We start from the raw sequence: 22,944 nt of genomic DNA, 5'->3' as shown, positions 1-22,944 counted from the left end.
CCTACAGTTCGCCGTGGCCGACGCGAGCGCCGGCAGGTTGGTCGCAAAGCCTCTGGCCCATCGTCACGAAGGGGGCGACCAGCCGGATGCGCTCCTCGATGCTGGCTATCGGGCGAAAAAGGTCGCGATACGCCATATTGCCGACCGAAAGCGTCATCGGTTCGGTCGTCACGATGACGTGGCGCCGCTCGAATTTTTCGCCTTCCTCGAGATCGGCTGGCCGGTTCTCCATAAAGGTGACCACTCTCTGACCGGCGCTCCACGCGCAGGCGAGTACACCCTCGTCGACGGAAAACGGCCAATCCGCTTCATCGCCGACGCGGCTGATGGGCTGCAGGCGCACCTCCTCTGGCGTGGGGATATGGAACAGGCCTTGCTCGCCGGCGAGCATCAGCGGCATGGCGACGGCCATCTCGGTCATCATCAGTGCGCCACCGCCGCCGCCGCCGCCTCGTCGATGAGGCGGCCGGTGCGGAAGCGCTCTATGGTGAAGGGCGCGTTGATCGGGTGCGGATCGTCCCTGGCGATCGTATGGGCAAAGACATGGCCCGAACCCGGCGTCGCCTTGAAGCCGCCTGTGCCCCAGCCGCAATTGACATAGAGGCCGGGCACCGGCGTCTTGGCCAGGATCGGCGAACGGTCCGGCGTCACATCGACGATGCCGCCCCATGAGCGCAGCATCTTCATGCGCGTGAAGATCGGGAACATCTCGCAGATGGCGTCCAGCGTATGCTGCAAAATGTGCAGCCCGCCGGTCTGCGAATAGGAGACATACTGGTCGGTGCCGGCGCCGATGACGAGCTCGCCCTTGTCGGACTGCGAGATATAGGCATGCACGGTGTTCGACATCACCACGCAAGGCACCACCGGCTTGACCGGCTCCGACACCAGCGCCTGCAGCGGATAGCTTTCCAGCGGCATGCGCACGCCGGCCATGTTCATGATCACCGATGAGTGCCCGGCGGCAACCACGCCGACCTTCCTGGCGCCGATGAAGCCGCACGTCGTCTCGACGCCGGTGACCGCGCCGTTCGGCGCCCGCTTGACGCCGGTGACCTCGCAATTCTGGATGATGTGGACGCCACGCGCCGAAGCGCCGCGCGCATAGCCCCAGGCAACCGCATCGTGACGCGCCGTGCCGCCGCGGCGCTGCAGGGAGGCGCCCATCACCGGATAGCGCGCACCGGGCGAAATGTTGAGCGGCGGGCAGAATTCCTTGGCCTGCTCCGGCGTCAGCCATTCATTGTCGATGCCGTTCAGCCGGTTGGCATGGACGTGGCGTTTCAGCACCTGGATGTCGTGGATGTTGTGGGCGAGCATCATGACGCCGCGCGGCGAATACATGACGTTGTAGTTGAGCTCCTGGCTGAGCCCGTCCCACAGCTTCAGCGCATGGTCGTAGATGCCGGCGCTCTCGTCGTAGAGATAGTTCGAGCGGATGATGGTGGTGTTGCGCCCGGTATTGCCGCCGCCGAGCCAGCCTTTTTCCAATACCGCAACATTGGTGATGCCGTGCACGGTGGCGAGATAATAGGCGGTGGCCAGGCCGTGGCCGCCGGCGCCGACGATGATGACGTCGTACTCCTTCTTCGGCTCCGGCGAGGACCACTGTTCCTCCCAACCCTTATGGCCGCGCATGGCCTCGCGGGCGATGGCGAATACCGAGTATTTCTTCAACGTTGCAGGCCTCGCAAATGGCGGCCGGGCAGATCAGCCAACCCCGGCGCGCGAGCTTGTATCACTAGCGAAACCGTGCTGCCAGCCTTGCACTGTTTGCGACGGCGCTTGCCGTTTTGCGCCGTGGTGAAAAAGCCGCATCCGGGCAGGTTGATGCAATTGCCTTCCACCGCTATCCGTCGCCTGACGATCGGAGGATTATGGCGGTGGGTAACGTCTGGTGGAATCTGACATTGCGCTTCTTGCTGGAGCTCGCCGCTTTGCTCGGCCTCGGCATGGCGGGCTGGAGCCTCTCAGCGGGCATGTGGCGCTGGATCCTTGCCGTGGCATTGCCGTTCGTTGCCGCCGCGCTCTGGGGAATCTTCGCGGTGCCGAACGATCCGAGCCGCTCGGGGCGGGCGCCGGTTCCGGTGCCGGGCGGTTTGCGGCTGGTGCTCGAACTCGTCATCCTGTTCGGCGGCGCTGCCGGATTCCACCTGGCCGGTTACACGACAGCCGGCATTGCCGTCGCCCTGCTGATCGCTGTCAGCTACGCATTTTCGCTCGATCGGCTCGGCTGGCTGCTTAGGCGATAGTCGCCTTGCCCCTGTTTGCGACGGCGCTTGCCGTTTTGCGCCGTGCTTTCACTGGTCGCTCTTCTGAGCTTCGCCTTTTGAGGGGTCAGCCGGAGCACGCTTCAGGATGCACGGCCCGATTGCATAGATCGGCCGCAAATAACCCTCACGGCAATCGGCGGCGATTTTACGAATTTCCGCATCGTCTGACTGCTCCACCATGGCCACGAAGCGCTCGACGATCACCTGGCGCGGCCTAATAGCCACTGCCGCAGCAAAGCGCCTCAACACGGCATCCGGATGCGCGAGCAACCGTGGCAGGTCCTTGGCGCTCGGCATGTTATATTGACCATAAGCATTGACCAGTGTCTTGAAAGCCGAGTCCGGACGCAGGGTAGCGGCATTTTCCACCGCAAGCCTTAGCTGCCAGCGCTCCGCAAGGCAGATGAACTGGACGACCCTCCACCGCACACCGGCATGTTCGTCATCCAGCCGCAGCATGAGGCGACCGAGAACGGCTCCATCGGCCGGCGTCGTGCATCCCAGAAGCGCCTCGATCGCGTCGAACCGGATACCCGAAGATTCACTGTCGAGCAGATCGGCGATCTCCGCGACGACGCAATTCATCTTGTAACTCATTTTGGAATTGGCTTCGGCCACCAAGTACGCGGCAGCGGCCTGTGTATGAAGGTTGCCGGACGTCAGCAGCGGCCGGAGGTTTTCAAGGGGAAAGCCTTTGCCAAATTCCGATTGAAGGGCGATCGTCAACTCGCTGTCGCCCTCGAAGCCGGGGGCCAACAACTTGATCATTATGTCTTGGGGGGTCATTGGAATGGGTGGCGCGTCCACCCGCAAGGTTGAATGGTGACTTGGTAGCCCTCTGCCCCTCCGGCGTCAAGAAATCTTCGCAGATGCCTGCGCAAGTATCGGGTGGTCCGCACCGCCCCGATTTGCGACCAAGCATCCAATTGCCGGCCGGAGCCGGCGCGAAAAAAGAATGCAGAAAATGTTCACACTTGCCAACAAAGTCGCCATCGTCACCGGCGCCAGTTCCGGCATCGGCCGCGCCACGGCAAAGCTCTTTGCCGAGCAAGGCGCCAGGGTGGTCGTCGCGGCCCGCCGCCAGGCCGAACTCGATGCGCTCGTAGCCGAAATCGCGGACGCCGGCGGTACGGCCGTTGCGCTTGCCGGCGATGTTCGCGACGAAGCCCATGCAAAAGCCCTTGTCGAGGTGGCGGTCGAGAACTTCGGCGGGCTGGATATCGCCTTCAACAATGCCGGTTCGGTCGGCGAGATGGGTCCGATTTCCGACCTCTCGCTGGAGGGCTGGCGAGAAACGTTGGATACCAACCTGACCAGCGCATTCCTTGGCGCGAAATATCAGGTGCCGGCGATGGTCGAACGCGGCGGCGGATCGCTGATCTTCACCTGCACTTTCGTCGGCCACACCGTCGGCATGCCCGGCATGACCAGCTATGCCGCCAGCAAGGCCGGGTTGATCGGACTGACGCAGGTTCTAGCCGCCGAATATGGCGCCAAGGGCGTTCGGGTCAACGCGCTGCTGCCCGGCGGCACCGACACGCCTTCGGCAACGTTCAAGACACCGGAATCGCGAGCCTTCGTCGAAAACCTGCATGCCTTGAAGCGCGTCGCCGAGCCAGAGGAGATCGCCCGCTCGGCGCTTTACCTGGCTTCCGATGCATCGAGCTTCACCACCGGCACGGCACTGTTCGCCGACGGCGGTGTCTCGATCACCCGCACGTGAAGCGTTTTCGCGGTCGGCGTCGGCCCGCCAGCCGCAATACCGGAAAAACCGGTCTTGCTTTTCCCGGCGATTTGACGATTCCGTCTTCTCCTCGAAAACGGGTTGGAAACATGCTGCTGATCAGGACCTATATCGCTGCAAGCGCAATCGAAGGCGTCGGCGTGTTCGCCGCCGAGCCGATCCGGAAAGGGGCGCAGATCTGGCGGCTCGATCCGGACTTCGACCGGCTGATCCCGATGGAAAGATACGAGACGGCGCCGCCGCACCTCAAGGAATTGCTCGACAGATATGCCTATCCCAGTCCGGACCGGCCGGGCTTCATGGTCTATGAGGTCGACAATGGCCGCTTCATGAACCACGCCGACAAGCCGAACACCGACTTTTCGCAATATGGCGGGGCCACCGCGACTCGAGACATCGCCGCCGGCGAGGAAATAACCTGCGACTACGGCGAGTTCTTCGAGGGTTTCGAGCAGCTCCACCTGGCCACGGCGTAGCGGCGCCTATCTGGCCCAAGGCGAATTTTGTTCTTGCTTTGTGCCGGCAGCTATGCTACTAATCTCGATATGGTGCTGATTCACACCAAGGACGGCCCTGAGGCGGGTTGTTCGTTTCGGGATCGGCACCGCCTCTCAATCGGCTGTGGACAGAGCCCCTTGATTCTGCTATCAGCCGCCCCAATTCGTGGTGTAACGCGCCGCGGAGGCTTGCGGCTGTAGCCGCTTGCCTGTTGATTTCAAACCCGAAAGACAGGATTGCACGTGCAGGTACTCGTCCGCGACAACAATGTTGATCAGGCGCTTCGCGCGCTCAAGAAAAAGATGCAGCGCGAAGGCATCTTCCGCGAAATGAAGATGCGCGGACATTACGAAAAGCCCTCCGAGAAGCGCGCCCGTGAAAAGGCGGAAGCCGTGCGCCGTGCCCGCAAGCTGGCCCGCAAGCGCGCCCAGCGCGAAGGCCTGCTGCCGATGACCCCGCGTCCGGTCGCGGCCGGTGCTGCCGGTGCCGGTGCTCCGCGTCCGCCGCGGTTCTGACGTCAATTTTTCGTCCTTTTCCAAGGATATCCAAGGTGGCGCGATGCGGAATCGCCGCCACCTTTTTGTTGTGAGTTCGACCCGGTCCGAGAGGACCGGTTGGGAGAGATGCCGGTTCGGAGGGGGAACGGACCAGACGGCGCAGTAAGGACAGGGCAGACATGGACGCAATCACCGTAGAGCGCAGAACCGCGTGGCGCGGCCTCGCCCTGACGGCAGCCCTGCTTTCCGGGATGGCGCTTGCCAGCTGCCAGAGCGTTCCGACCGGCGAGTTCAACAACATCGACAAGGCGCAAGGCTCGAGCGAGAACATCTCCTCGCTGTCGGCGGTGATCCAGCGCAACCCCCAGGATCCGGAAGCCTACAATGTGCGCGGCTCGGCCTATGGCCGCGGCGGCCAGTACCAGGCGGCGCTGAAGGACTTCAACACCGCCATCCAGCTCAATCCGAATTTTTACCAGGCCTATTCGAACCGTGCGCTCATCCAGCGCTTCCTCGGCGATCAGGCGAGCGCGCTCGCCGACTACAATCGCTCGATCCAGATCAATTCCAACTATGACGCCGCCTATATCGGCCGCGGCAATCTCTACCGCAGGGCGGGCCGGGTCCAGGAAGCCTTCAACGATTTCCAGAAAGCCATCCAGCTCGACACGACCGATGCGCGCGCCTATCACAATCGCGGCCTGATCTACCAGAGCCAGGGCCAGCACGCCTTTGCCATCGAGGATTTCTCGACCGCCATTTCGTTGGCGCCGGACGCCTCCGAGCCCTACAATGGACGCGGCCTCTCCTACCTTGCCATGAACGACGAGGACAATGCCTTCGCCGACTTCAACATGGCGATCAAGCTCGACGGCAAGAATGCCGAGGCCTGGTCCAACCAGGCGTTGATCTACGAGCGGCGCGGCGACAAGGTCAGGGCCGCGAAATCCTACCGCGAGGCCGTGCACCTCAATCCGACCTACCAGCCGGCCAAGGACGGCCTGGCCCGCACCAGTGCCGGCTGAGCGGCCGGTTAATCGGGCCTCCGTTTCCGCACTCCGACAACCCTGCGTTTAGCTTCGCCTTGCTGGCGCCAAGTTTTCGGCGGAACGCTCGGCGTGCTCAGCCGTTTGTACAAGGCAATTTCGAAAGGACCCTGCCATGATCAAGAAACTCGCTTGTGCCGCTGTTCTCGCCACGACCGTCGTTGCCGCTCCCGCCAGCGCCAGCAAACTCCAGCTCGGCGTGCTCGACTGCACCATCGACGGCGGCACGGCCTATCTCGTCACCTCCAACAAGGGTGTTTCCTGTGTCTTTCGTCCGCATCGTGGCGGCCCCTCCGAAGTCTATACCGGGGTGATTTCCAAGCTCGGCGTCGATGTCGGCCGGACGCATCAGGGCCAGCTGGTATGGGCGGTCCTGGCGGCGACCCGCAACCACGATGAAGGCGACCTTGCCGGCAGCTATTATGGCGTGAACGCCGAGGCCAGCGTGGTCACCGGTGGCGGCGCCAATCTCCTGGTCGGCGGCCTCGACAGCGCCTTTTCGCTGCAGCCGCTCAGTGTCCAGGCACAGACCGGCGTCAACCTGGCGGTCGCCGTCACTTCGCTGGACCTGATCCATTCGTTCAAATAGCGGCCTGTGGCAAATACGGCCCGTGGCCTTTCATCATGCGCCGGGATAGGACGGTTCCGCGCCGCGTAGTCGCCGGCGCGTGGCAGCCTTTTGATTGGGCGCCTTGCGGCTTCGAAATTGACCGATGATCGCGCGGTGGCGCCAAACTCATTCTGCGCGCAGCGCTTCGATCGGCTGTAGGCTTGCGGCCTTGCGGGCGGGATAGTAGCCGAAAAAGACGCCTACAGCCGCGGCAAAGCCGATAGCCAGCAGGACGGCGCTGAGATCGATGATCACCGGCCATTGAGCGATAGACCCAACGGCGATTGCAGCAACAATCCCAATACCAGCACCTAGAATACCCCCGAGCAGGGCAAGCGTTGCTGCCTCAACGAGAAACTGGGCAAGGATATCTCGCCGTCGCGCGCCCACCGCAAGCCGCAGTCCGATCTCGCGGACCCGCTCCGTCACCGTCGCCAGCATGATGTTCATGATGCCGATCCCGCCCACGACCAGCGAAATTGAGGCCACCGCCGAAAGCAGCAGCGACACCACGCGTGTGGTCGAACCTTCGGCATTCGCAGCTTCGGCGAGGTTGCTCACCATGAAGCTGTCTTCCTGACCTGTCCGCAACCGGTGACGCTGCCACAGGAGTTGGCGGATCGCTGCCATCGTGCCCTCGGCCGAGGTCCAATCGGCGAACTTGACGGTGATGTTGTGTACGAAGGTCGGATTGGCACGGCTCGTGCCAATGAACTGACGTCGCGCCGTCCTCAGCGGCACAAGTGCCACATCGTCCTGATCATCGCCCCACACGCTCTGGCCCTTCCGCTCCAGCAGTCCGATCACCGTGAACGGCACGTCGCGGATGCGGATCGCGGCGCCCAGCGGATCGGCTTTTCCGAACAACTTCTCCCGCATCGTCGTTCCGAGGAGCACCACGTTGGCGACGCGGTTGTTGTCCTCCGGGGTCATCTCCTGCCCGGCAACAACCCTCCACTCGCGCGCTGAGAAATATTCCGGCGTCACGCCGCGAAGCACGCCTTGCCAATTGGCGGAGCCGATCGTGAACTGCTCGCGGGCGTAGAGGAGTGGCGCCGCCACCACGACGCCGGGGATTTCCATTCCGATCGCCGCCGCGTCCTCTTCACTCAGCCGCGGCGCGCCACCGGCCCCAAGGCGGACGCTGCCCATCTTCGCACTGCCCGGACTGACGCTGATGAGGTTGGCGCCGAGGCTGCGGATCTGCGCAGTGATCCGTTCGCGCGCACCAACCCCGATCGCGATCATCACCACGACAGCGGCCACACCGATGATGATGCCCAACATGGTGAGCGCGCTGCGCATATGATGGGAGCGTAATGATCGCAGGGCGGTTCTTGTGCTACCGGACATTGTTGTACGCCAGCGCTAGACGGCGAGTGTCATCCAAAGGTCGGACCTGCTGTATGACAGGGGTGTCTGACAGAACGCGGCCGTCTCGAAAGGCTACAATGCGATCCGTATGGGCAGCTATCTCAGCCTCATGGGTGACCAGCACAATGGTCAGGCCCTCTCCATTGAGTCGGCGGAAAATTGCCATGATCTCCAGCCCTGTCTGGCTGTCGAGCGCACCAGTGGGTTCATCGGCCAGTAAAAGTAAAGGCTCCGTCACCAGGGCGCGGGCAATGGCAACGCGCTGCTGTTGTCCGCCCGAGAGTTCGGCAGGAGTATGTCTGGCCCGATCGGCGAGCCCTACCTTGGCCAGCATCGCCAGCGCTGCGCGCCGCCGCTCACCAGCCCACATGCGGCGATAGACAAGCGGCAGTTCCACATTTTCTAGTGCGCTGGCCCGCGGCAGCAGATTGAACGACTGAAACACGAAACCGATGTTCCTATTGCGGATCGCAGCGAGTTCATCGTGATGGAGTCCACCGACGTTTACCCCGTTCAGCCGATAGCGGCCTTCACTCGGACTGTCGAGGCAGCCCAGTATGTTCATGAAGGTAGACTTGCCCGATCCTGAAGATCCGATCACCGCGACGAATTCGCCTCGTTGAATCGTCATGCTCACCCCTTCGAGCGCCCACACCGGCTCTCCGCCAACACGGTAGCAATGGCGCAGCCGGTCGACGTCAATCAGAGCCATGAATACCTCACCACAACCGGAACTTGACCAGGACGGAAGACGCGTCATCGTCCCGACGCGGAGCAGTAGCAAGCCCCGTAATGACCTGCTGCCCCTCAGTCAGGTCGCCTGCCAGCACCTCTGTTGCACGACCGTCGGTGATTCCAAGCCGGAGCGAGACAAGCTTCGGCTCGCGGTCTGGCCCAAATACAAATACCTCGCCCGGGCTTCCCGCCTCTACGCCCGTTTTGGCAATGGCCGGCGCGGTTGATCGCGCCTCGTCCCCGGTATCACTCGGCGGCCGAAAACGCAGGGCCGCATTGGGCACTTTCAAGACCCCCTGTCGCTTGGCCATTACCACGCTCAGATTGGCGGTCATGCCGGGCAACAGCAGCTCATCGGAATTTTGCGTACCGACCACCACTATGTATGTGACGACGTTTTGAACGACCTGCGGTGCCTTGCGTATCTGTTTTACCGTGCCGGTGAAAATTCGGTCGGGATAGGCATCGGCAGTGAAAGTAACCGGCTGCCCGAGCGCAAAACGGCTAATGTCGGCTTCCACCACGGAAGCTTCCACCTGCATCTCAGTCAGGTCTTGAGCTATGGTGAACAGTATCGGGGTCTGCAGGCTAGCCGCCAGGGTCTGACCGCCACTGACGGCGCGATTGACCACTGTGCCGGTGACCGGCGCGCGTACATAGGTGCGGTCAAGATCAATTTGGGCCTGCTGAAGCACCGCTTCCTTCTGCTTCACCTGGGCAAGCGTGTTGGCGAGCTCCGCTTCTGCCATGTTGAGGGTCGCCTTGGCGGCTCGAACGACTGCCGATTGCGACAGTTCCTCGGCCTGGGCGGCAGTCGCCTGCGCCTTGGCAGAATTGTGCGCGGTATTCTCCCGCTCCCATTCTCCCACCGCGATGATCTTCTGCTTAGCCAGGGAACGTTTGCGGTTCACTTCCTGCGCCGCACCATCGAGCGCGATTTCGGCGCGTGTAGTCTGTGCGGCTGCAGAATCATATCTGGCCTCGGCGGTCTCCATCTCTGCCCTGGCCCGCTCGATCTGCGCCCGATGTACCGAAACCTGCGTTTGCGCCATCTCCCGTTCGGCAAGGGCTTGCGCTACTCTCGCTTCGTAAATCTCCGGCTCAACCCGGGCTATCACCTGGCCTTTGGTGACCTTGGAGTTGAAGTCGACATAGAGTTCCTTCACCCGACCCGAGAGCTGAGAACCGACTTCCACCATAACTAGCGCGTTCAGCGTGCCAGCCGCCTGCACCGTTGTGACGATATCGCCGCGCTCCACGGCTTGCGAGCGATAGGCGGGGGTATCGGGCCGGATGGAGGACGGCTCGAGGAGAGCTGAGAGCTGATTGAAGGCCGACAAAACCTGGCCGGAAGTCACCGATGGTGTCGGTCCCATGGAACTCCCGGGCGTTACCGCCGCGCCGAGGATTACCGTAACGAACAAAACGCTGCGCATCATGTTCTGACCACCTCTGAGCCGGAAGGGAAAGGTAGTCCCTTCCAGCTCTTTAATCTGCACTTGGCAGTGCCGCAGAGGAATTCTACGAACCTATAGAATAAACTCGTCAACAGCCAAATACATAGATGTTTATTCGAAAATTTCGGATATTACTACTTGCAGTGGCCGGGATTACCCTCGCAGGCCGTCTCGGTCTTGTTGCCAATGTTGCCTTGGCCTTCAGCCGTATCCTGCGTTGCCGTGCCGAACGCATTGCCATTCACATCCTTCGTGGTCTCATTGCACACGCAGTCCGGAACCGACCCCGTCTTTGTACAGGAGGCCACGCCAGCGGTGCCGCAGAAGTCCGTGCACTGTGTCTGCGATACGCCGGGACAGGTCTGCGCTAGCGCTCCGCCTGTTCCAAGCAACAGTGCCCCACCCATGAAAGCCGCAGCCGCGGCCACCTTTAAACCACTACATCTACATCCAATAATCATGTTTTCCTCCGATTTTGCCAGAGCTAGAGGGTGCTGCGCAGGCCATCTCTGGCACTGGTCGGCAGCATGAGGGCGCAACAAAGCCCTCGATTCGGTTCGATCGATTATGGTGTGGGGGATGCGGAAGTTATGAGGCCGCCAGCAACGGCTTTAAGCCGCCGGGCCTCCCAAGACTCTTTCGGGTGACAAGACTCTTTCGGATGAAGGGCCCTCTGCGGCGCACAGAATCGCCGCAATACTTGGCCTGCGCAAATCGGCAGCGCCCATTGTCGTGCTCCAGTACGACTGTAAGCGGGAATATTTCTTCTTGCTAATATATTAACCATATTTGCGGAAGCTGGCAACCAGTATCTGGGATATACGTCGGTTGAGGTGCTGCTAAATCGATTGGTAGAACGGCGTGAACATCGCAATCGGCGTCAGCCAGTATCAGTTGCGCCGCAGAGCGGTTGATCGTGGAGCCGAGATGCACGATCACCCTGGCTTCCGGCCTACATCATCATCTCAGCACACCGGAAACCGCTTGAACTCAACTGCGGTTGAGGTTTTACAAGCCGTCCCCGAAGCGCCGCGTGCCCATTTGGAGACGAAGAGCGCTCCAATATTTTAGACCAGCGTCTAGGGAAGCTCGGGGGACTGGATGACCAAAACAAGCACAAACGGGGTCGATTGGCGCGCGCTGTGGGCGAGCGGCGACCTGGCGCGCATCTGCTTCATCGGCCTCGGCATCCTGCTGCACGCCACCAACGAAACCATGGTAGCAACGGTCATGCCGGCCATGGTCGGCGAACTCGCCGGCGTGCAACTGGTCGGCTGGTCGCTGGCGATCTACGAGCTCGGCGCCATCGTTGCCGGTGCGGCCGCCGGACGGCTGGTGAGCTATGTCGCGCTGCGTACCAACATGATGGTCGCCGCAATGCTCTATGCCGCCGGCGCGCTGGTCTGCGCCACCGCGCCTTCGATGCCGCTGTTCCTCTGCGGCCGCCTGATCGAAGGGCTCGGTGGCGGCGCGCTGGTGTCGCTCGCCTTCGTCTCGGTCGAGCGGCTGTTTGCCCGCGCGATCTGGCCGCAGCTTTTCGGCGTCATGTCGGCGATCTGGGGTGTCGCCGCCTTCAGCGGGCCGGTGCTCGGCGCGGTCATGACCGAATTCTCGTCCTGGCGCTGGGCCTTCGGCGTCTTTACCCTCGGCGGCACGGCCATGGCGCTGGCAAGCTTCCTCGTGCTCGATACGCCTGAAGCAACGAGGCCGCAGGCGACGGGCGGCTCGGCGCCGCCCTTCCCCTTTGCGGCACTTGGCTGCCTCGCCGTCAGCGTCGTGCTGATCGCCACCGCTGGCGTCGACATCGCCCTGCTGCGCTCGTCGCTGCTGCTCACCCTCGGCCTGATCGGCCTGGCGCTGTTCATCCATATCGATGCACTGAAGCCGCGCTCGCGCCTGTTCCCGTCGCGGCTGTTCTCATGGCGCTCGCCGGTCGGCGCGGGCATGACCATGGTCGCTGCGTTTTCGGTGGCGACCTGCTCGTTCGCGGTCTACGGACCACTGCTTCTGACCAGCCTGCACGGCATTCCGATCCTGACCACCGGCTACATCATCGCCGCCGAATCGATCGCCTGGTCGATCCTGTCGATCCTCGTCGCCAATGCGCCACCGGAGCGCGAGCGGCTGATCATCGTCGGCGGGGCGCTGATGATCGCCACGGGCGTCGCCGGTTTCGCCTATACGGTGCCGGCCGGCTCGATCCCGCTGATCCTGTTTTGTGCTTTGTTGCAAGGCGGCGGCTTCGGCATAGCCTGGCCGTTCGTCACGCGTGTCATCGTGGCATCGGCCAAGGAAGGCGAGCAGACGATCGCCTCGGCCGCTGTGCCGACCATGCAGCGCATCGGCTATGCCGTGGGTGCGGCACTGACCGGCATCGTCGCCAACGCCAGCGGCTTTTCCGAAGGCCTGAACCGCGAGGCCGCGGCGAACGTCGCCGCCTGGCTGTTCCTCGCCTTCATACCGCTCGGCATCCTGGGATGCCTCGCCGCCTTGCGGATTTCGGGGGCGACCGACACGAAGCCGGCGAAGCTGTCAATCTCCGTGGGGGAGATTGACTAGACCACGATCGGCTTCAGCCGGTCGGCGATTAGTGCCGCGAGCCGCGTCGCCACCTCGTCCTTGCTCATCTCCGGCCATTCCTCGACGCCGGCCTTTGAGACGATCCGCACCTTGTTGCGGTCGCCGCCCATCACGCCCGGAGAACCATCTTCATGCGAGACATCATTGGCGACGATAAGATCGGCACCCTTTTTTGCAAGCTTGGCCTCGGCATTCCTGACCAGATCCTGCGTCTCCGCGGCGAAACCGACCACCAGCATCGGCCGCTTTTTGTGATGTCCGACACCGGCAAGAATATCGGGATTTTCCACCATCTGCAGCGCCGGCGGCCCCTCGCCCGCCGTCTTCTTGATCTTTTCCCCGGCCGAACTTTGAGTGCGCCAGTCGGCGACAGCCGCGACGAACACTGCCGCGTCGGCCGGCAGCAGCTGCTCGACGGCGTCCTTCATCTCGACGGCCGTTTCGACGTGCAGCGTGGCGATGCCGGCCGGATCGGCAATGCCGACCGGGCCGGAGACGAGACGCACGTCGGCGCCGAGCCTAGCCAGCGCCGCCGCGATGGCGTGGCCCTGCTTGCCCGACGACCGGTTGGCGATGTAGCGCACAGGGTCGATCGGTTCATGCGTCGGCCCGGAGGTGACAATGATCTTCCTGCCCGCCAGCGGCTTTGGCCGGCTGTCGAGCAGTGCCTCGATCGCGGCGACGATCTCCAGCGGCTCGGCCATGCGGCCCTCGCCCACCTCGTTGCTTTCGGCCATCTCGCCTTTCGCCGGGCCGACGAATGCGACGCCGTCGTTGCCCAGCATCGAGCGGTTGCGGCGGACCGCCGGATGCGCCCACATTTTCGGGTTCATCGCCGGCGCCATCAAAACTCGCTTGTCGGTGGCGATGAGCACGGTCGAGGCAAGGTCGTTGGCGTGGCCATTGGCGAGCTTTGCCATCAGGTCGGCGGTGGCCGGCGCCGCGACCACAAGATCGGCCTCGCGCGACAGCCTGATGTGGCCGATGTCGTGCTCGTCCTGCCGGTCGAACAGCTCGGTAAAGACGTGGTCGGCTGACAGTGCCCCGGCCGACAGCGTGGTGACGAATTCCTGCGCCGCAGCCGTCATCACCACCCGCACCGAAGCACCACGCTCGCGCAGCCGGCGGATCAGGTCGAGCGCCTTGTAGGCGGCGATACCGCCGCCGATGATCAGCAGGATGCGCTTGCCGGAGAGGATGCCTCGCGGGCTGGAGACGGCGACCACCGGCGTTGCCGGACTTTGCGAACTCGTCAGCTCGCGCAGTGTTTTCTCGATCTGGTCGATGCGACCGGCCGAACCGAACTGACCTTCGACCGCTGCGCGGATCATCACCCGCGCCTGGTCTTCCATCGACCGGCCATTCTCCGCCGCCAGTCGGCGCAGCAGGTCCTTGACCTCGTCATCAAGGTTGCGGATCGTGATGCTGGCCATCTGATTGCACCTTGCCCGGAGTTGCTGAGTGCAATGATAGCAATGCAATCACTTTGCAACAAGCGCTAGAATATACGCCAGGCGATATACACCAGCGTCAGCGCGATCACCCACAGCGCCAGCCGGCCGGAGCGGGTGTGGCGCGCCTCGGCTTTGCCGATCGCGTCCGCCGTCCCCTCGTCGAAGCGCAGGCCGTTTTCGGCCATCAGGTCGATCTCACGCGACAGCCGCTCGGTACGGGCGGCGAGGTCCGGTGCCTGACGGGCCAGCGCCAGCAGCGCGTTGGCACCGTCGCGCGCATCGGCCAGCAGCGCGCGCGGGCCGAGATTGCGGGCAATCCAGCCGCTGACCACCGGCTCCGACGTCTTCCACATGTTGAAGGCCGGGTCGAGGGTGCGGGCGACGCCTTCGACAACGACCATGGTCTTCTGCAGCAGCACCAGTTCGGACCGCGTCGCCATGTCGAAGAGGTCGGTCACCTCGAACAGCAGCGTCAACAGCTTGGCCATCGAGATGGTCTCGGCCGGCTGGCCGTGGATCGGTTCGCCGATCGCCCGGATCGCCTGGGCGAAAGCCGCGACATTGTGCTGGCGCGGCACGTAGCCGGCCTCGAAATGAACTTCGGCGACGCGCTGGTAATCGCGCGTGATGAAGCCGTAGAGGATTTCGGCGAGGAACCGGCGCTCCTTCCTGCCGAGCCGGCCGGCAATGCCGAGATCGACGGCGACGATGGTGCCGTCGGCTTCGATAAACAGGTTGCCCGGGTGCATGTCGGCGTGGAAGAAACCGTCACGCAGCGTATGGCGCAGAAACGACTGAACGAGGTTGGCGGCAATCGCCTTCAGGTCGTGGCCGGCGGCGGCTAGGCCGGCAATATCGTTCATCTTGATGCCGTCGACCCATTCCATGGTCAGCACGTCACGACCGGTGCGCTCCCAGTCGACCGACGGCACACGGAAGCCGGGATCGTCCTTGGTATTCTCGCCGAGCTCCGAAAAAGCCGCCGCCTCCAGCCTCAGGTCCATTTCGATTTTGGTCGTCTGGGCCAGTGTCTCGGTCACCTCGACCGGCCGCAGCCGGCGCGACGACGGGATGTATTTTTCCTGCAGCCGGGCGGCGAGGAAATAGCTCTCGAGATCGCGAAAGAACCGGCGGCGCACGCCCGGCCGGATGACCTTTACTGCTACCCGGGTAATGACGCCGTCCTGCAGGGCTTCGGCGGTATGAACCTGGGCGATCGAGGCGGCGGCGACGGCCTCGCCGAAACTGACATAGAGCTCATCGATCTTGCGTCCGAGCGAGGCTTCTATCGCTGCAACGGCCTCGGCCTTCGCAAACGTCTGCATCTTGTCCTGCAGCATGGCGAGATCGAGCGCTATGTCATTGCCGACGACGTCCGGCCGTGTCGCCAGGAACTGGCCGAGCTTGACGTAGGATGGGCCGAGCCGCACGACCGCCTTGGCCAGCCGGTCGCCGCGCTCGTAGGCAAGCGCGCGACGGCGGGTGAATAGCCGGGCCATGCGCCAGCCGAATTTCGGCAGGCCGAAGAGCTCGTCGCCGGGCAAAGCCGCGATGACGCCTTCGCGGACCAGTACCCAGCCGGCCCGCACGAGCCTGAAACCAGCGCCGATGCTGCTCATGGCTGGCTTTGCCCCGCCGATTTCCTGGACCGGCGAAGAGCACATTGATTACGAAAGATACGGGCCAGCCTCAAAGCTTCCAGCCCGAGTGGAGCGCGGCGATGCCACCGGAATAATTGCGAAACGAGGCGCGGTCGAAGCCGGCGCGGGAGATCATCGCTGCGAAATTCACCTGATTGGGAAATTTGCGGATCGATTCGACTAAATAGGAATAGGGCTCGCCATCGCCGGTCACCGCCTTGCCGATCCGCGGAATGGCGTTGAACGACCATGCCTCATAGACCTTGTCGAGCAGCGGCATCTCTACCTCGGAAAATTCAAGGCAGAGAAAGCGCCCGCCAGGCTTCAGCACGCGATAGGCTTCGGCAAGCGCCACATCGATGCGCGGCACGTTGCGGATGCCGAAAGCAATGGTGTAGGCATCGAAAGTAGCGTTGGCAAAAGGCAGTTCCTCGGCATTGGCCTCGACGAAATCGGTATTTGCCGACAGGCCCTTTTTCTCGGCCCGGTCGCGGCCGACGGCGAGCATCGAGCCGTTGATATCGAGAACCGTTGCATGAGCGTGCCTGCCGCTCGCCTCGACGATGCGGAAGGCGACATCGCCGGTGCCGCCGGCAACGTCGAGAACGCTCCAGCCCGGCCGCTTCGGTGGATTGAGCCAGGCGACCATGGCGTCCTTCCACAACCGATGCAACCCGGCCGACATCAGGTCGTTCATCAGGTCGTAGCGGTTCGCCACCTTGTGGAAAACATCATTGACCAGGGACTGCTTGTCGCCTGGCCCTACCCGCCTGAAACCATAGGAGGTTTCCATGCCGCCCGCAGCCGTGGTTCTTTCAACCGACATCGTTTTGATCCGCCATAAAATCGGCGGGACCATAGCCGATCGATGGTGCGGGCGCTATTGTTTAAGGCGCGGTGTTCGGCCGCGCTTCGAAGCAGGTTCCGGAAAAGTGTCACACGGTTTTCCGACAAGAACCTGCGTCATAAGAAAAAGCCTGACGGGATAATTGAATGCCTTTGAAAGCAGAACTGCACTGCCACATCGAAGGGGCAGCGGCGCCTGAACTCGTCCTCCGCCAGGCTGAGAAATACGGCAAGGATGCCTCGCCCTACATCCAGGACGGCTCCTTCGTCTGGCACGACTTCACCTCTTTCCTCGCCGCCTACGACTTCTCGTCAGACCTGTTCCGCACCGAAGAAGACTATGCGCGGCTGGCCGACCATTACCTGACCAGCCTCGCCCGCGACGGCGCCATCTATTCCGAGGTTTTCACCTCGCCCGACCATGCCAGCAAGGCCGGGCTGTCGCCGAAGGCCTATACCGACGCGCTCGGCGAAGGCATGGCCCGCGCCAAGGCGAAGACCGGCATCGAAGGCCGCATGATCGTCACCGGCGTGCGCAATTTCGGTGTCGAATCGATCGAGCGGGCGGCGCGTTTCGCCGCGCGCTGCGGGCATCCGCTGGTCACCGGTTTCGGCGTCGCCGGCGACGAGCGGATAGGCGACCTGGAAGATTATGTCAGGGCCTTCGAGATCGCCCGCGAGGCCGGCCTCGGCATCACCGTCCATGCCGGCGAATTGATGGGCTGGGAGAGCGTCGAGGCGGCACTCGACCACATCCGCCCGTCTCGCATCGGCCATGGCGTGCGCGCCATCGAGAACCCCGAGCTTGTGCGGCGCATCGCCGACGAAGGCGTCGTGCTCGAATGCTGCCCTGGCTCCAACATCGCCCTGAAAATCTTCGACAGCTTCGCCGACCATCCCTTCCCCGCCTTGCGGGCAGCGGGCTGCAAGGTGACGCTCAACTCCGATGACCCGCCCTATTTCTGGACCTCGCTGAAACGCGAATACGACATCGCTGCCGAGCATTTTGCGATGGACGACAAGGCGCTCACCGCCGTCACCAGGACGGCCATCGAGGCAGCCTTCGTCGACAGGAAGACCAGGGCGGTGCTGCTGGGCAGGCTCGGCGCCAAGGGCAGGTGAATGGTGAATGGTGAATGGTGAATGGTGAATGGTGAATGGTGAATGGTTCACCCGGCGCTTCGGTTCGTCAACCGCGAGTTTTCCGCGCAACCAAGGACTCGCAAACCAGTTCACTATTCACTATTCACCATTCACTATTCACCTGCGCAGTTGGAGAACACCATGAAGGGCGTTACCGTCGTCGACCATCCGCTTGTCCAGCACAAGCTGACCATCATGCGCAAGAAGGAAACTTCGACGGCCGGCTTCCGGCGGCTGCTGCGCGAGATCTCGCTGCTGCTCGGCTACGAGGTCACCCGCAACCTGGAACTGACGACGACTACGATCGAGACGCCGATCGAGACGATGGAGGCGCCGACGCTGGAGGGCAAGAAACTGGTCTTCGCCTCGGTGCTGCGCGCCGGCAACGGCTTGCTCGAAGGCCTGCTCGATCTGGTGCCGGCGGCGCGTGTCGCCCATATCGGCCTCTATCGCGACCATGAGACGCTGGAAGCGGTCGAGTATTTCTTCAAGGCGCCGGGCGACCTCGCCGACCGGCTGGTGATCGTCGTCGACCCGATGCTGGCGACCGCCAATTCGGCGATCGCGGCGATCGACAAGCTGAAAGGCCGCGGTGCCACCAACATCCGCTTCCTCTGCCTGCTGGCGGCACCAGAGGGCCTCGAGCGGTTTACCCAGGCGCATCCCGATGTTCCGGTCTTCACCGCTTCCATCGACCGCCAGCTCAACGAAAAGGGCTACATCATGCCGGGTCTCGGCGATGCCGGCGACCGCATGTACGGCACCAAATAGATCCGTTTACCGATTGTTTACGCAAACGGCTGGTTTCCGCACTCGTTAAAGCGGCAATCACCATGTCGGACTAAGGATCGGCAACCACAAAGGCCGGTCCATGCTGCGCAAGCTCCTCATCCTTGGCGTGTTTGCCGGAACGTCGGCATCGCTGCCGATCGTGTATCAGTCCAATTCACAGGTAATCGAGCGGCTGTTGAAATCCGCCATCGGAGCCAGGCCGGCCGACACACAAACCGACCTGAATCTCGCCGCCGTCCCGGACAGGCCCACAACGCCGCAGCCGCTCGGCCGCAAGGTCGTCGTCACCGCGGACTCGCGCGGGCATTTCATGTCGGTCTTCAAGTTGAACGGCCGCCAGATCGACGGCATGATCGATACCGGTGCCACGCTCGTCGCCATCAACACCTCGACTGCGCGCAGGATCGGCATCTCGCTCAATTCGACGGACTTCAGCCATCAGGTCAACACCGCCAATGGTGCGATCAAGGCCGCCGTGGTGACGATTGATCGCCTGCAGATCGGCAAGATCACCGTCGAGGGCGTCGAGGCCGTCGTGCTCGACGACAGGGCGCTGCACACCAACCTGATCGGCATGAGCTTTCTGCAGCGGCTCGAAAAATACCAGGTCGAAGACGGCAAGCTGCTGCTGGTTCAGTAGAACGTGATCCCGAACCGCAGGTCCGCGCCAGCGAAAAGTGGGGACCGGTTTTCGGACAAGATCGTGGTCCAAAGAACGATAGAGCCCATCCGATACCATCGGAATGGCTCTACCCGCGCGGCAGGATCCGCCGGATGACGGTTTTCTCCGTGGCCGGTCTGGAAGTGCCGATCATATAGGCCGAAAGCACGGCGGCCGCGGCCGCTTCGGCATCCCCGGTATTACGGGCATGGACCAGCGCCAGCGCTTCGCCGGCCCGCACTTCAGCACCGACCGGCAACAGCCTGGTGATGCCGACGGCGTGATCGATCCTGTCGTCGGGCCGCGTCCGCCCGCCGCCAAGCCCGACCACGGCAAGCCCGATCTCGCGGGTCGCGATGCCGGTGACAAAGCCGTTCGCGCTCGCCTTGACCGCGAATTCCGTTGCCGCTTTCGGCAAATATTTTTCCGGATTGTCGACAAAGTCGACGGGACCACCCAGTGCCGCCACCATGCGCGCGAAGATGGAAGCGGCGCGGCCGCCGGCCAGCGTTTCGGCGGCGCGGCGCAGGCCGTCCTGGTTGGACGACACCAGGCCTGCCGATTGCAGCATCTCGGCGGCCAGCGCCAGCGTCACGTCCTCCAGCCGCCGGTCGCGAAAGCGGCCGGTGAGAAAATCGACGGCGTTGCGCACCTCGACCGCATTGCCGGCGGCGGACGCCAGCGGCTCGTTCATGCCGGTGACCAGCGCCGAGGCCTTAAGGCCGGCGCCATTGGCGACGTCGACCAGGCTGTTGGCCAGTGCGGCTGCGTCGCGCGATTTCTCCATGAAGGCGCCGTTGCCGACCTTGACGTCGAGCACCAGCGAACCAAGGCCGGCCGCCAGCTTCTTCGACAGGATCGAGGCGGTGATCAGCGGCACGGATTCGACCGTTCCCGTCACATCGCGGATCGCGTAGAGCCTGGCGTCGGCGGGTGCGAGATCGGCGGTCTGGCCGATGATGGCGCAGCCGGTTTCGAGCACGGTCTTGCGGAAGCGCGCAACATCCGGTTGGCTGATATAGCCGGGGATGGCATCCATCTTGTCCAGCGTGCCGCCGGTATGGCCGAGACCCCTGCCGGAAATCATCGGCACATAGGCGCCGCAGGCAGCGACGATCGGCGCCAGCATCAAGGAGACATTGTCGCCGACGCCGCCCGTCGAATGCTTGTCTGTGACCGGGCCGGGCAGATCCGACCAGTCGAGCACATCGCCGGAATCGCGCATCGCCATAGTCAGCGCCACCGCCTCGTCGCGGCTCATGCCGTTGAAGAACACCGCCATGGCAAAGGCGCCGACCTGCGCGTCGGTGACGGTGCCGACGGTCAGACCCTCGATGAAGAACGCTGTCTCCTCAGCCGAGAGCTTCTGGCCGTCGCGCTTGCGGCGGATGATTTCCTGGGGAAGCATCAGGCGTCGACCCTGTGCTCCGGAAGCCCGTCCTGAAAAACACGCTGCAGAATGGTCGCCAGCCGCGCGCCGCCGACCGGCGCCATGTCCTTGGTCTCCTGGTGCGACAGCTCGGCTCCGGTCATGCCGGCGGCAAGGTTGGTCACGACCGAACACGCGGCGATGCGCAGCCCAAGGAAGCGGGCGAGAATGACCTCCGGCACCGTCGACATGCCGACCGCGTTGGCGCCCATGACGCGCGCCATGCGGATCTCGGCGGGCGTCTCGAAGCATGGGCCGGAGAACCACATATAGACGCCCTTGTGCAGCTTGGTACCGGTGGCCTTCGCCGCCTGCTCGATGGCGGAGCGGAGACCGGCGTCGTAGGCTTCGGTCAGGCCGACGAAACGGCGGTCGCTCGGTTCGCCGATCAGCGGGTTGGAGCCCGAGAAATTGATGTGATCGGTGATCAGCATCACCGAGCCCGGGCCCATCCCGGGATCGACCGAACCGGCGGCGTTGGTGAGGATCAGCCTGGAGATGCCGAGGCCGGCGAGCACCTCGAGTGCCGGCCGCATCGCCGCCGCGTTGCCGTGCTCGTAATAATGCGCCCGGCCGGACAGCATCAGCACCGGCGTGCCGGCAAAGAGCCCCGCCACCACCTCGCCGGCATGGCCGCTGACTCCGCTTCGGGGAAACCCCGGCAAGTCGGCGTAGGAGATGCGCACCGCATCCTCGACCTGGTCGACAAGCCCGCCAAGCCCTGACCCCAGCACCAAGGCGGTGGTCGGCGCCAGCCCGTCCAGCCTTTCGACGAGGTGATCGAGCGCTTCCTTCATTTCAGCACATCGCCTTCAAACCCGTATGGCAGCAACTCGCCCATGGTCACGGTCTCAACCACGCCGCTATCATCGCAGAGATAGAACTTCGTCTCCGGCCGGCAGAATTCCGCCAGCCGCTGCCGGCAGCCGCCGCAGGGCGAGCATTTTGCCACGCGTTCGGCGATCACGGCGATTTCCGTGATCTTGCCGCCGCCGCCCATGACGTAGTGGCCGAGCGCGGTGGTTTCGGCGCACCAGCCCTCCGGATAGGACGCGATCTCGACATTGGCGCCGGTGAAGACACGGCCGTCCTCGGTGCGCAACGCCGCGCCGACCGGAAATTTCGAATAGGGCGCATAGGCCTTGGCCATGGCGGCTTTCGCCGCTTCGAACAGATCATGAGCCATGATAGATCAGCGTTCCTTGACATAAGGCACGCCGCCGGCGCGCGGCGGGATTGCCTTGCCGATGAAGCCGGCAAGCAGGATGACGGTCAGCACATAGGGCAGCGCCTGCATGAATTGCACCGGCACCTTGCCGATCAGCGGCAGCGGCGTGCCTTGCAGGCGGATCGACGCGGCGTCGAGGAAGCCGAACAGCAGGCAGGCGAACATGGCGTTGACCGGTTTCCATTTGGCGAAGATCAGCGCGGCCAGCGCGATGTAGCCCTTGCCGGCGGTCATGTCCTTCACGAAGCCGCCATTCTGCACCATCGACAGATAGGCGCCGGCAATGCCGGTGAGCACGCCGGTGCAGATCAGCGCCCGGTAGCGCAGCCAGGCGACCGAGATGCCGGCGGTGTCGACCGCGGCCGGGTTCTCGCCGACGGCGCGCAGGCGCAAGCCGAAGCGTGTGCGAAACAGCACCCACCAGGTGAACGGCACGGCCAGGAAGGCGAGATAGACTAGCACGGAATGGCCGGAGATGAGTTCCGAATAGATCGGCCCGAGGATCGGCACGCTCCTGAACGCCTCCGCGCCCGGCCAGGTGATTGCCTCGAACCGCTCGCCGGCGGCCAGCGCCGGCGTGCGCCCGCCTTGCTGGAACCAGGCTTGGCCGAGCATGATCGTCGATCCGGCGGCAATGAAATTGATCGCGACACCCGAGACGATCTGGTTGCCGCGATGGGTGATCGAGGCAAAGCCGTGGATCAGCGCGAAGGCAACCGAAATGAGGATGGCCATGCCGAGGCCGAGATAGGCCGAGTGGAAGACCGAGGCGGCGGCCGCACCGGCGAAGGCGCCGACCAGCATCTTGCCCTCGAGCCCGATGTCGAAGACGCCGGCGCGCTCCGAATAGAGGCCGGCGAGGCAGGCGAGCAGCAAGGGCACCGACAGGCGGATGGTCGAGTCCAGGACCTGCACGATGGCGTTGAAGAAATCCATC

At 63.5% G+C, this 22,944-nt stretch carries 23 protein-coding genes; 10 read left to right on the top strand and 13 right to left on the bottom strand.

Features of this window, described 5'->3' with window-relative positions; all coding sequences use genetic code 11:
• Position 1: 1 nt before the first annotated feature.
• Both NKI67_RS00820 and NKI67_RS00815 read right to left on the bottom strand, forming a co-directional pair.
• Positions 2–424 carry a hypothetical protein gene (locus NKI67_RS00820; RefSeq protein ID WP_352644113.1) on the bottom strand — a complete coding sequence of 141 codons (423 nt, stop codon included), beginning with the start codon at positions 422–424 and terminating at the stop codon, positions 2–4.
• Positions 424–1,677: a sarcosine oxidase subunit beta gene (locus NKI67_RS00815; protein WP_352644112.1), complete on the bottom strand. Its 1,254-nt coding sequence runs from the start codon at positions 1,675–1,677 to the stop codon at positions 424–426. The genes NKI67_RS00820 and NKI67_RS00815 overlap by 1 nt, the downstream gene beginning before the upstream one ends.
• Positions 1,678–1,877: 200 nt before the next feature.
• On the opposite strand from NKI67_RS00815, the gene NKI67_RS00810 reads away from it, so the two are divergent.
• Positions 1,878–2,252 (top strand): YrdB family protein, encoded by a 375-nt coding sequence (locus NKI67_RS00810; protein ID WP_352568179.1) that lies wholly within the window; start codon positions 1,878–1,880, stop codon positions 2,250–2,252.
• A gap of 48 nt (positions 2,253–2,300) precedes the next feature.
• Here NKI67_RS00810 and NKI67_RS00805 read toward each other — a convergent pair whose 3' ends face one another.
• The gene (locus tag NKI67_RS00805) at positions 2,301–3,041 is read right to left on the bottom strand and encodes a hypothetical protein (RefSeq protein WP_352644111.1); all 741 of its coding nucleotides are present in this window, start codon (positions 3,039–3,041) and stop codon (positions 2,301–2,303) included.
• Positions 3,042–3,237: 196 nt separating this feature from the next.
• Between NKI67_RS00805 and NKI67_RS00800 the strand changes: the two genes are divergently transcribed.
• The 5 genes from NKI67_RS00800 (at position 3,238) to NKI67_RS00780 (ending at position 6,647) form a co-directional block, all read left to right on the top strand.
• The gene (locus NKI67_RS00800) at positions 3,238–3,996 is read left to right on the top strand and encodes an SDR family oxidoreductase (protein ID WP_352644249.1); all 759 of its coding nucleotides are present in this window, start codon (positions 3,238–3,240) and stop codon (positions 3,994–3,996) included.
• 110 nt (positions 3,997–4,106) lie between these two features.
• Positions 4,107–4,493: an SET domain-containing protein gene (locus NKI67_RS00795; RefSeq protein WP_352454023.1), complete on the top strand. Its 387-nt coding sequence runs from the start codon at positions 4,107–4,109 to the stop codon at positions 4,491–4,493.
• Between the two features lie 264 nt (positions 4,494–4,757).
• The gene (rpsU, locus tag NKI67_RS00790) at positions 4,758–5,030 is read left to right on the top strand and encodes a 30S ribosomal protein S21 (RefSeq protein ID WP_023675331.1); all 273 of its coding nucleotides are present in this window, start codon (positions 4,758–4,760) and stop codon (positions 5,028–5,030) included.
• Between the two features lie 161 nt (positions 5,031–5,191).
• The gene (locus NKI67_RS00785; RefSeq protein ID WP_352469482.1) at positions 5,192–6,037 is read left to right on the top strand and encodes a tetratricopeptide repeat protein; all 846 of its coding nucleotides are present in this window, start codon (positions 5,192–5,194) and stop codon (positions 6,035–6,037) included.
• 136 nt (positions 6,038–6,173) lie between these two features.
• Positions 6,174–6,647 (top strand): DUF992 domain-containing protein, encoded by a 474-nt coding sequence (locus tag NKI67_RS00780; RefSeq protein WP_352469481.1) that lies wholly within the window; start codon positions 6,174–6,176, stop codon positions 6,645–6,647.
• A 147-nt stretch (positions 6,648–6,794) separates the two neighbouring features.
• Here the strand turns inward: NKI67_RS00780 and NKI67_RS00775 are convergent, their stop codons facing one another.
• Genes NKI67_RS00775 through NKI67_RS00765 form a run of 3 tightly spaced genes read right to left on the bottom strand, consistent with a single transcriptional unit; the run spans position 6,795 to position 10,216 of the window.
• On the bottom strand, positions 6,795–7,973 hold the full coding sequence (locus NKI67_RS00775; protein ID WP_352568181.1) for an ABC transporter permease: 1,179 nt from the start codon (positions 7,971–7,973) through the stop codon (positions 6,795–6,797).
• A gap of 37 nt (positions 7,974–8,010) precedes the next feature.
• The gene (locus tag NKI67_RS00770; protein WP_352568182.1) at positions 8,011–8,754 is read right to left on the bottom strand and encodes an ABC transporter ATP-binding protein; all 744 of its coding nucleotides are present in this window, start codon (positions 8,752–8,754) and stop codon (positions 8,011–8,013) included.
• Positions 8,755–8,761: 7 nt separating this feature from the next.
• Positions 8,762–10,216 (bottom strand): efflux RND transporter periplasmic adaptor subunit, encoded by a 1,455-nt coding sequence (locus NKI67_RS00765; protein ID WP_352568183.1) that lies wholly within the window; start codon positions 10,214–10,216, stop codon positions 8,762–8,764.
• Between the two features lie 1,119 nt (positions 10,217–11,335).
• On the opposite strand from NKI67_RS00765, the gene NKI67_RS00760 reads away from it, so the two are divergent.
• A complete protein-coding gene (locus NKI67_RS00760) occupies positions 11,336–12,793 on the top strand; it encodes an MFS transporter (protein ID WP_352644110.1) in 1,458 nt (485 codons plus the stop codon).
• Here NKI67_RS00760 and coaBC read toward each other — a convergent pair.
• From coaBC to ubiE, 3 genes are all read right to left on the bottom strand, one after another.
• Positions 12,790–14,247 (bottom strand): bifunctional phosphopantothenoylcysteine decarboxylase/phosphopantothenate--cysteine ligase CoaBC, encoded by a 1,458-nt coding sequence (coaBC, locus tag NKI67_RS00755; protein ID WP_352644109.1) that lies wholly within the window; start codon positions 14,245–14,247, stop codon positions 12,790–12,792. The two genes, NKI67_RS00760 and coaBC, sit on opposite strands and share 4 nt — an antisense overlap.
• Before the next feature lie 65 nt (positions 14,248–14,312).
• Entirely contained in the window at positions 14,313–15,887 is a 1,575-nt protein-coding gene (gene ubiB / locus NKI67_RS00750) for a 2-polyprenylphenol 6-hydroxylase (RefSeq protein WP_352576200.1), read from the bottom strand.
• A 70-nt stretch (positions 15,888–15,957) separates the two neighbouring features.
• Positions 15,958–16,734 carry a bifunctional demethylmenaquinone methyltransferase/2-methoxy-6-polyprenyl-1,4-benzoquinol methylase UbiE gene (gene ubiE, locus NKI67_RS00745; RefSeq protein ID WP_352576202.1) on the bottom strand — a complete coding sequence of 259 codons (777 nt, stop codon included), beginning with the start codon at positions 16,732–16,734 and terminating at the stop codon, positions 15,958–15,960.
• A 167-nt stretch (positions 16,735–16,901) separates the two neighbouring features.
• Here ubiE and NKI67_RS00740 point away from each other — a divergent pair, with 167 nt between their 5' ends.
• The 3 genes from NKI67_RS00740 to NKI67_RS00730 all read left to right on the top strand — a co-directional run bounded on the left by NKI67_RS00740 (position 16,902) and on the right by NKI67_RS00730 (position 19,329).
• Positions 16,902–17,876: an adenosine deaminase gene (locus NKI67_RS00740; RefSeq protein ID WP_352454014.1), complete on the top strand. Its 975-nt coding sequence runs from the start codon at positions 16,902–16,904 to the stop codon at positions 17,874–17,876.
• Positions 17,877–18,038: 162 nt separating this feature from the next.
• A complete protein-coding gene (upp, locus tag NKI67_RS00735) occupies positions 18,039–18,668 on the top strand; it encodes a uracil phosphoribosyltransferase (protein WP_023675320.1) in 630 nt (209 codons plus the stop codon).
• A gap of 100 nt (positions 18,669–18,768) precedes the next feature.
• A complete protein-coding gene (locus NKI67_RS00730; protein ID WP_352568187.1) occupies positions 18,769–19,329 on the top strand; it encodes a TIGR02281 family clan AA aspartic protease in 561 nt (186 codons plus the stop codon).
• 109 nt (positions 19,330–19,438) lie between these two features.
• On the opposite strand, the gene deoA is transcribed toward NKI67_RS00730, so the two are convergent.
• From deoA to NKI67_RS00710, 4 genes are read right to left on the bottom strand one after another with little or no spacing between them, the layout of a single operon-like run.
• Positions 19,439–20,758, bottom strand: coding sequence for a thymidine phosphorylase (deoA, locus tag NKI67_RS00725; RefSeq protein WP_352644108.1), 1,320 nt, complete (start codon positions 20,756–20,758; stop codon positions 19,439–19,441).
• Complete coding sequence (locus NKI67_RS00720) at positions 20,758–21,576, bottom strand: purine-nucleoside phosphorylase (RefSeq protein WP_352644107.1); 819 nt, start codon at positions 21,574–21,576, stop codon at positions 20,758–20,760. Before NKI67_RS00720 ends, deoA begins: the two co-directional genes overlap by 1 nt.
• A complete protein-coding gene (gene cdd / locus NKI67_RS00715) occupies positions 21,573–21,965 on the bottom strand; it encodes a cytidine deaminase (RefSeq protein WP_023675315.1) in 393 nt (130 codons plus the stop codon). Before cdd ends, NKI67_RS00720 begins: the two co-directional genes overlap by 4 nt.
• 6 nt (positions 21,966–21,971) lie before the next feature.
• Positions 21,972–22,943, bottom strand: coding sequence for an ABC transporter permease (locus NKI67_RS00710; protein WP_352644106.1), 972 nt, complete (start codon positions 22,941–22,943; stop codon positions 21,972–21,974).
• Position 22,944 lies beyond the last annotated feature (1 nt).

Origin of the sequence: Mesorhizobium sp. M0408 (assembly GCF_040321495.1) — a bacterium.
Lineage (GTDB): Bacteria > Pseudomonadota > Alphaproteobacteria > Rhizobiales > Rhizobiaceae > Mesorhizobium.
Note: the sequence above shows the minus strand (reverse complement) of the source record. Positions and strands in the feature narration are given on the sequence as shown.

What these genes read in the sequence shown, in the direction of transcription:
- NKI67_RS00820 (WP_352644113.1), bottom strand. Translation starts at nt 424, where the DNA reads ATGATGACCGAGATGGCCGTCGCCATGCCGCTGATGCTCGCCGGCGAG.
- NKI67_RS00810 (WP_352568179.1), top strand. Translation starts at nt 1,878, where the DNA reads ATGGCGGTGGGTAACGTCTGGTGGAATCTGACATTGCGCTTCTTGCTG.
- NKI67_RS00805 (WP_352644111.1), bottom strand. Translation starts at nt 3,041, where the DNA reads ATGATCAAGTTGTTGGCCCCCGGCTTCGAGGGCGACAGCGAGTTGACG.
- NKI67_RS00800 (WP_352644249.1), top strand. Translation starts at nt 3,238, where the DNA reads ATGTTCACACTTGCCAACAAAGTCGCCATCGTCACCGGCGCCAGTTCC.
- NKI67_RS00795 (WP_352454023.1), top strand. Translation starts at nt 4,107, where the DNA reads ATGCTGCTGATCAGGACCTATATCGCTGCAAGCGCAATCGAAGGCGTC.
- NKI67_RS00785 (WP_352469482.1), top strand. Translation starts at nt 5,192, where the DNA reads ATGGACGCAATCACCGTAGAGCGCAGAACCGCGTGGCGCGGCCTCGCC.
- NKI67_RS00780 (WP_352469481.1), top strand. Translation starts at nt 6,174, where the DNA reads ATGATCAAGAAACTCGCTTGTGCCGCTGTTCTCGCCACGACCGTCGTT.
- NKI67_RS00775 (WP_352568181.1), bottom strand. Translation starts at nt 7,973, where the DNA reads ATGCGCAGCGCGCTCACCATGTTGGGCATCATCATCGGTGTGGCCGCT.
- NKI67_RS00770 (WP_352568182.1), bottom strand. Translation starts at nt 8,754, where the DNA reads ATGGCTCTGATTGACGTCGACCGGCTGCGCCATTGCTACCGTGTTGGC.
- NKI67_RS00765 (WP_352568183.1), bottom strand. Translation starts at nt 10,216, where the DNA reads ATGATGCGCAGCGTTTTGTTCGTTACGGTAATCCTCGGCGCGGCGGTA.
- NKI67_RS00760 (WP_352644110.1), top strand. Translation starts at nt 11,336, where the DNA reads ATGACCAAAACAAGCACAAACGGGGTCGATTGGCGCGCGCTGTGGGCG.
- coaBC (WP_352644109.1), bottom strand. Translation starts at nt 14,247, where the DNA reads ATGGCCAGCATCACGATCCGCAACCTTGATGACGAGGTCAAGGACCTG.
- ubiB (WP_352576200.1), bottom strand. Translation starts at nt 15,887, where the DNA reads ATGAGCAGCATCGGCGCTGGTTTCAGGCTCGTGCGGGCCGGCTGGGTA.
- ubiE (WP_352576202.1), bottom strand. Translation starts at nt 16,734, where the DNA reads ATGTCGGTTGAAAGAACCACGGCTGCGGGCGGCATGGAAACCTCCTAT.
- NKI67_RS00740 (WP_352454014.1), top strand. Translation starts at nt 16,902, where the DNA reads ATGCCTTTGAAAGCAGAACTGCACTGCCACATCGAAGGGGCAGCGGCG.
- upp (WP_023675320.1), top strand. Translation starts at nt 18,039, where the DNA reads ATGAAGGGCGTTACCGTCGTCGACCATCCGCTTGTCCAGCACAAGCTG.
- NKI67_RS00730 (WP_352568187.1), top strand. Translation starts at nt 18,769, where the DNA reads ATGCTGCGCAAGCTCCTCATCCTTGGCGTGTTTGCCGGAACGTCGGCA.
- deoA (WP_352644108.1), bottom strand. Translation starts at nt 20,758, where the DNA reads ATGCTTCCCCAGGAAATCATCCGCCGCAAGCGCGACGGCCAGAAGCTC.
- NKI67_RS00720 (WP_352644107.1), bottom strand. Translation starts at nt 21,576, where the DNA reads ATGAAGGAAGCGCTCGATCACCTCGTCGAAAGGCTGGACGGGCTGGCG.
- cdd (WP_023675315.1), bottom strand. Translation starts at nt 21,965, where the DNA reads ATGGCTCATGATCTGTTCGAAGCGGCGAAAGCCGCCATGGCCAAGGCC.
- NKI67_RS00710 (WP_352644106.1), bottom strand. Translation starts at nt 22,943, where the DNA reads ATGGATTTCTTCAACGCCATCGTGCAGGTCCTGGACTCGACCATCCGC.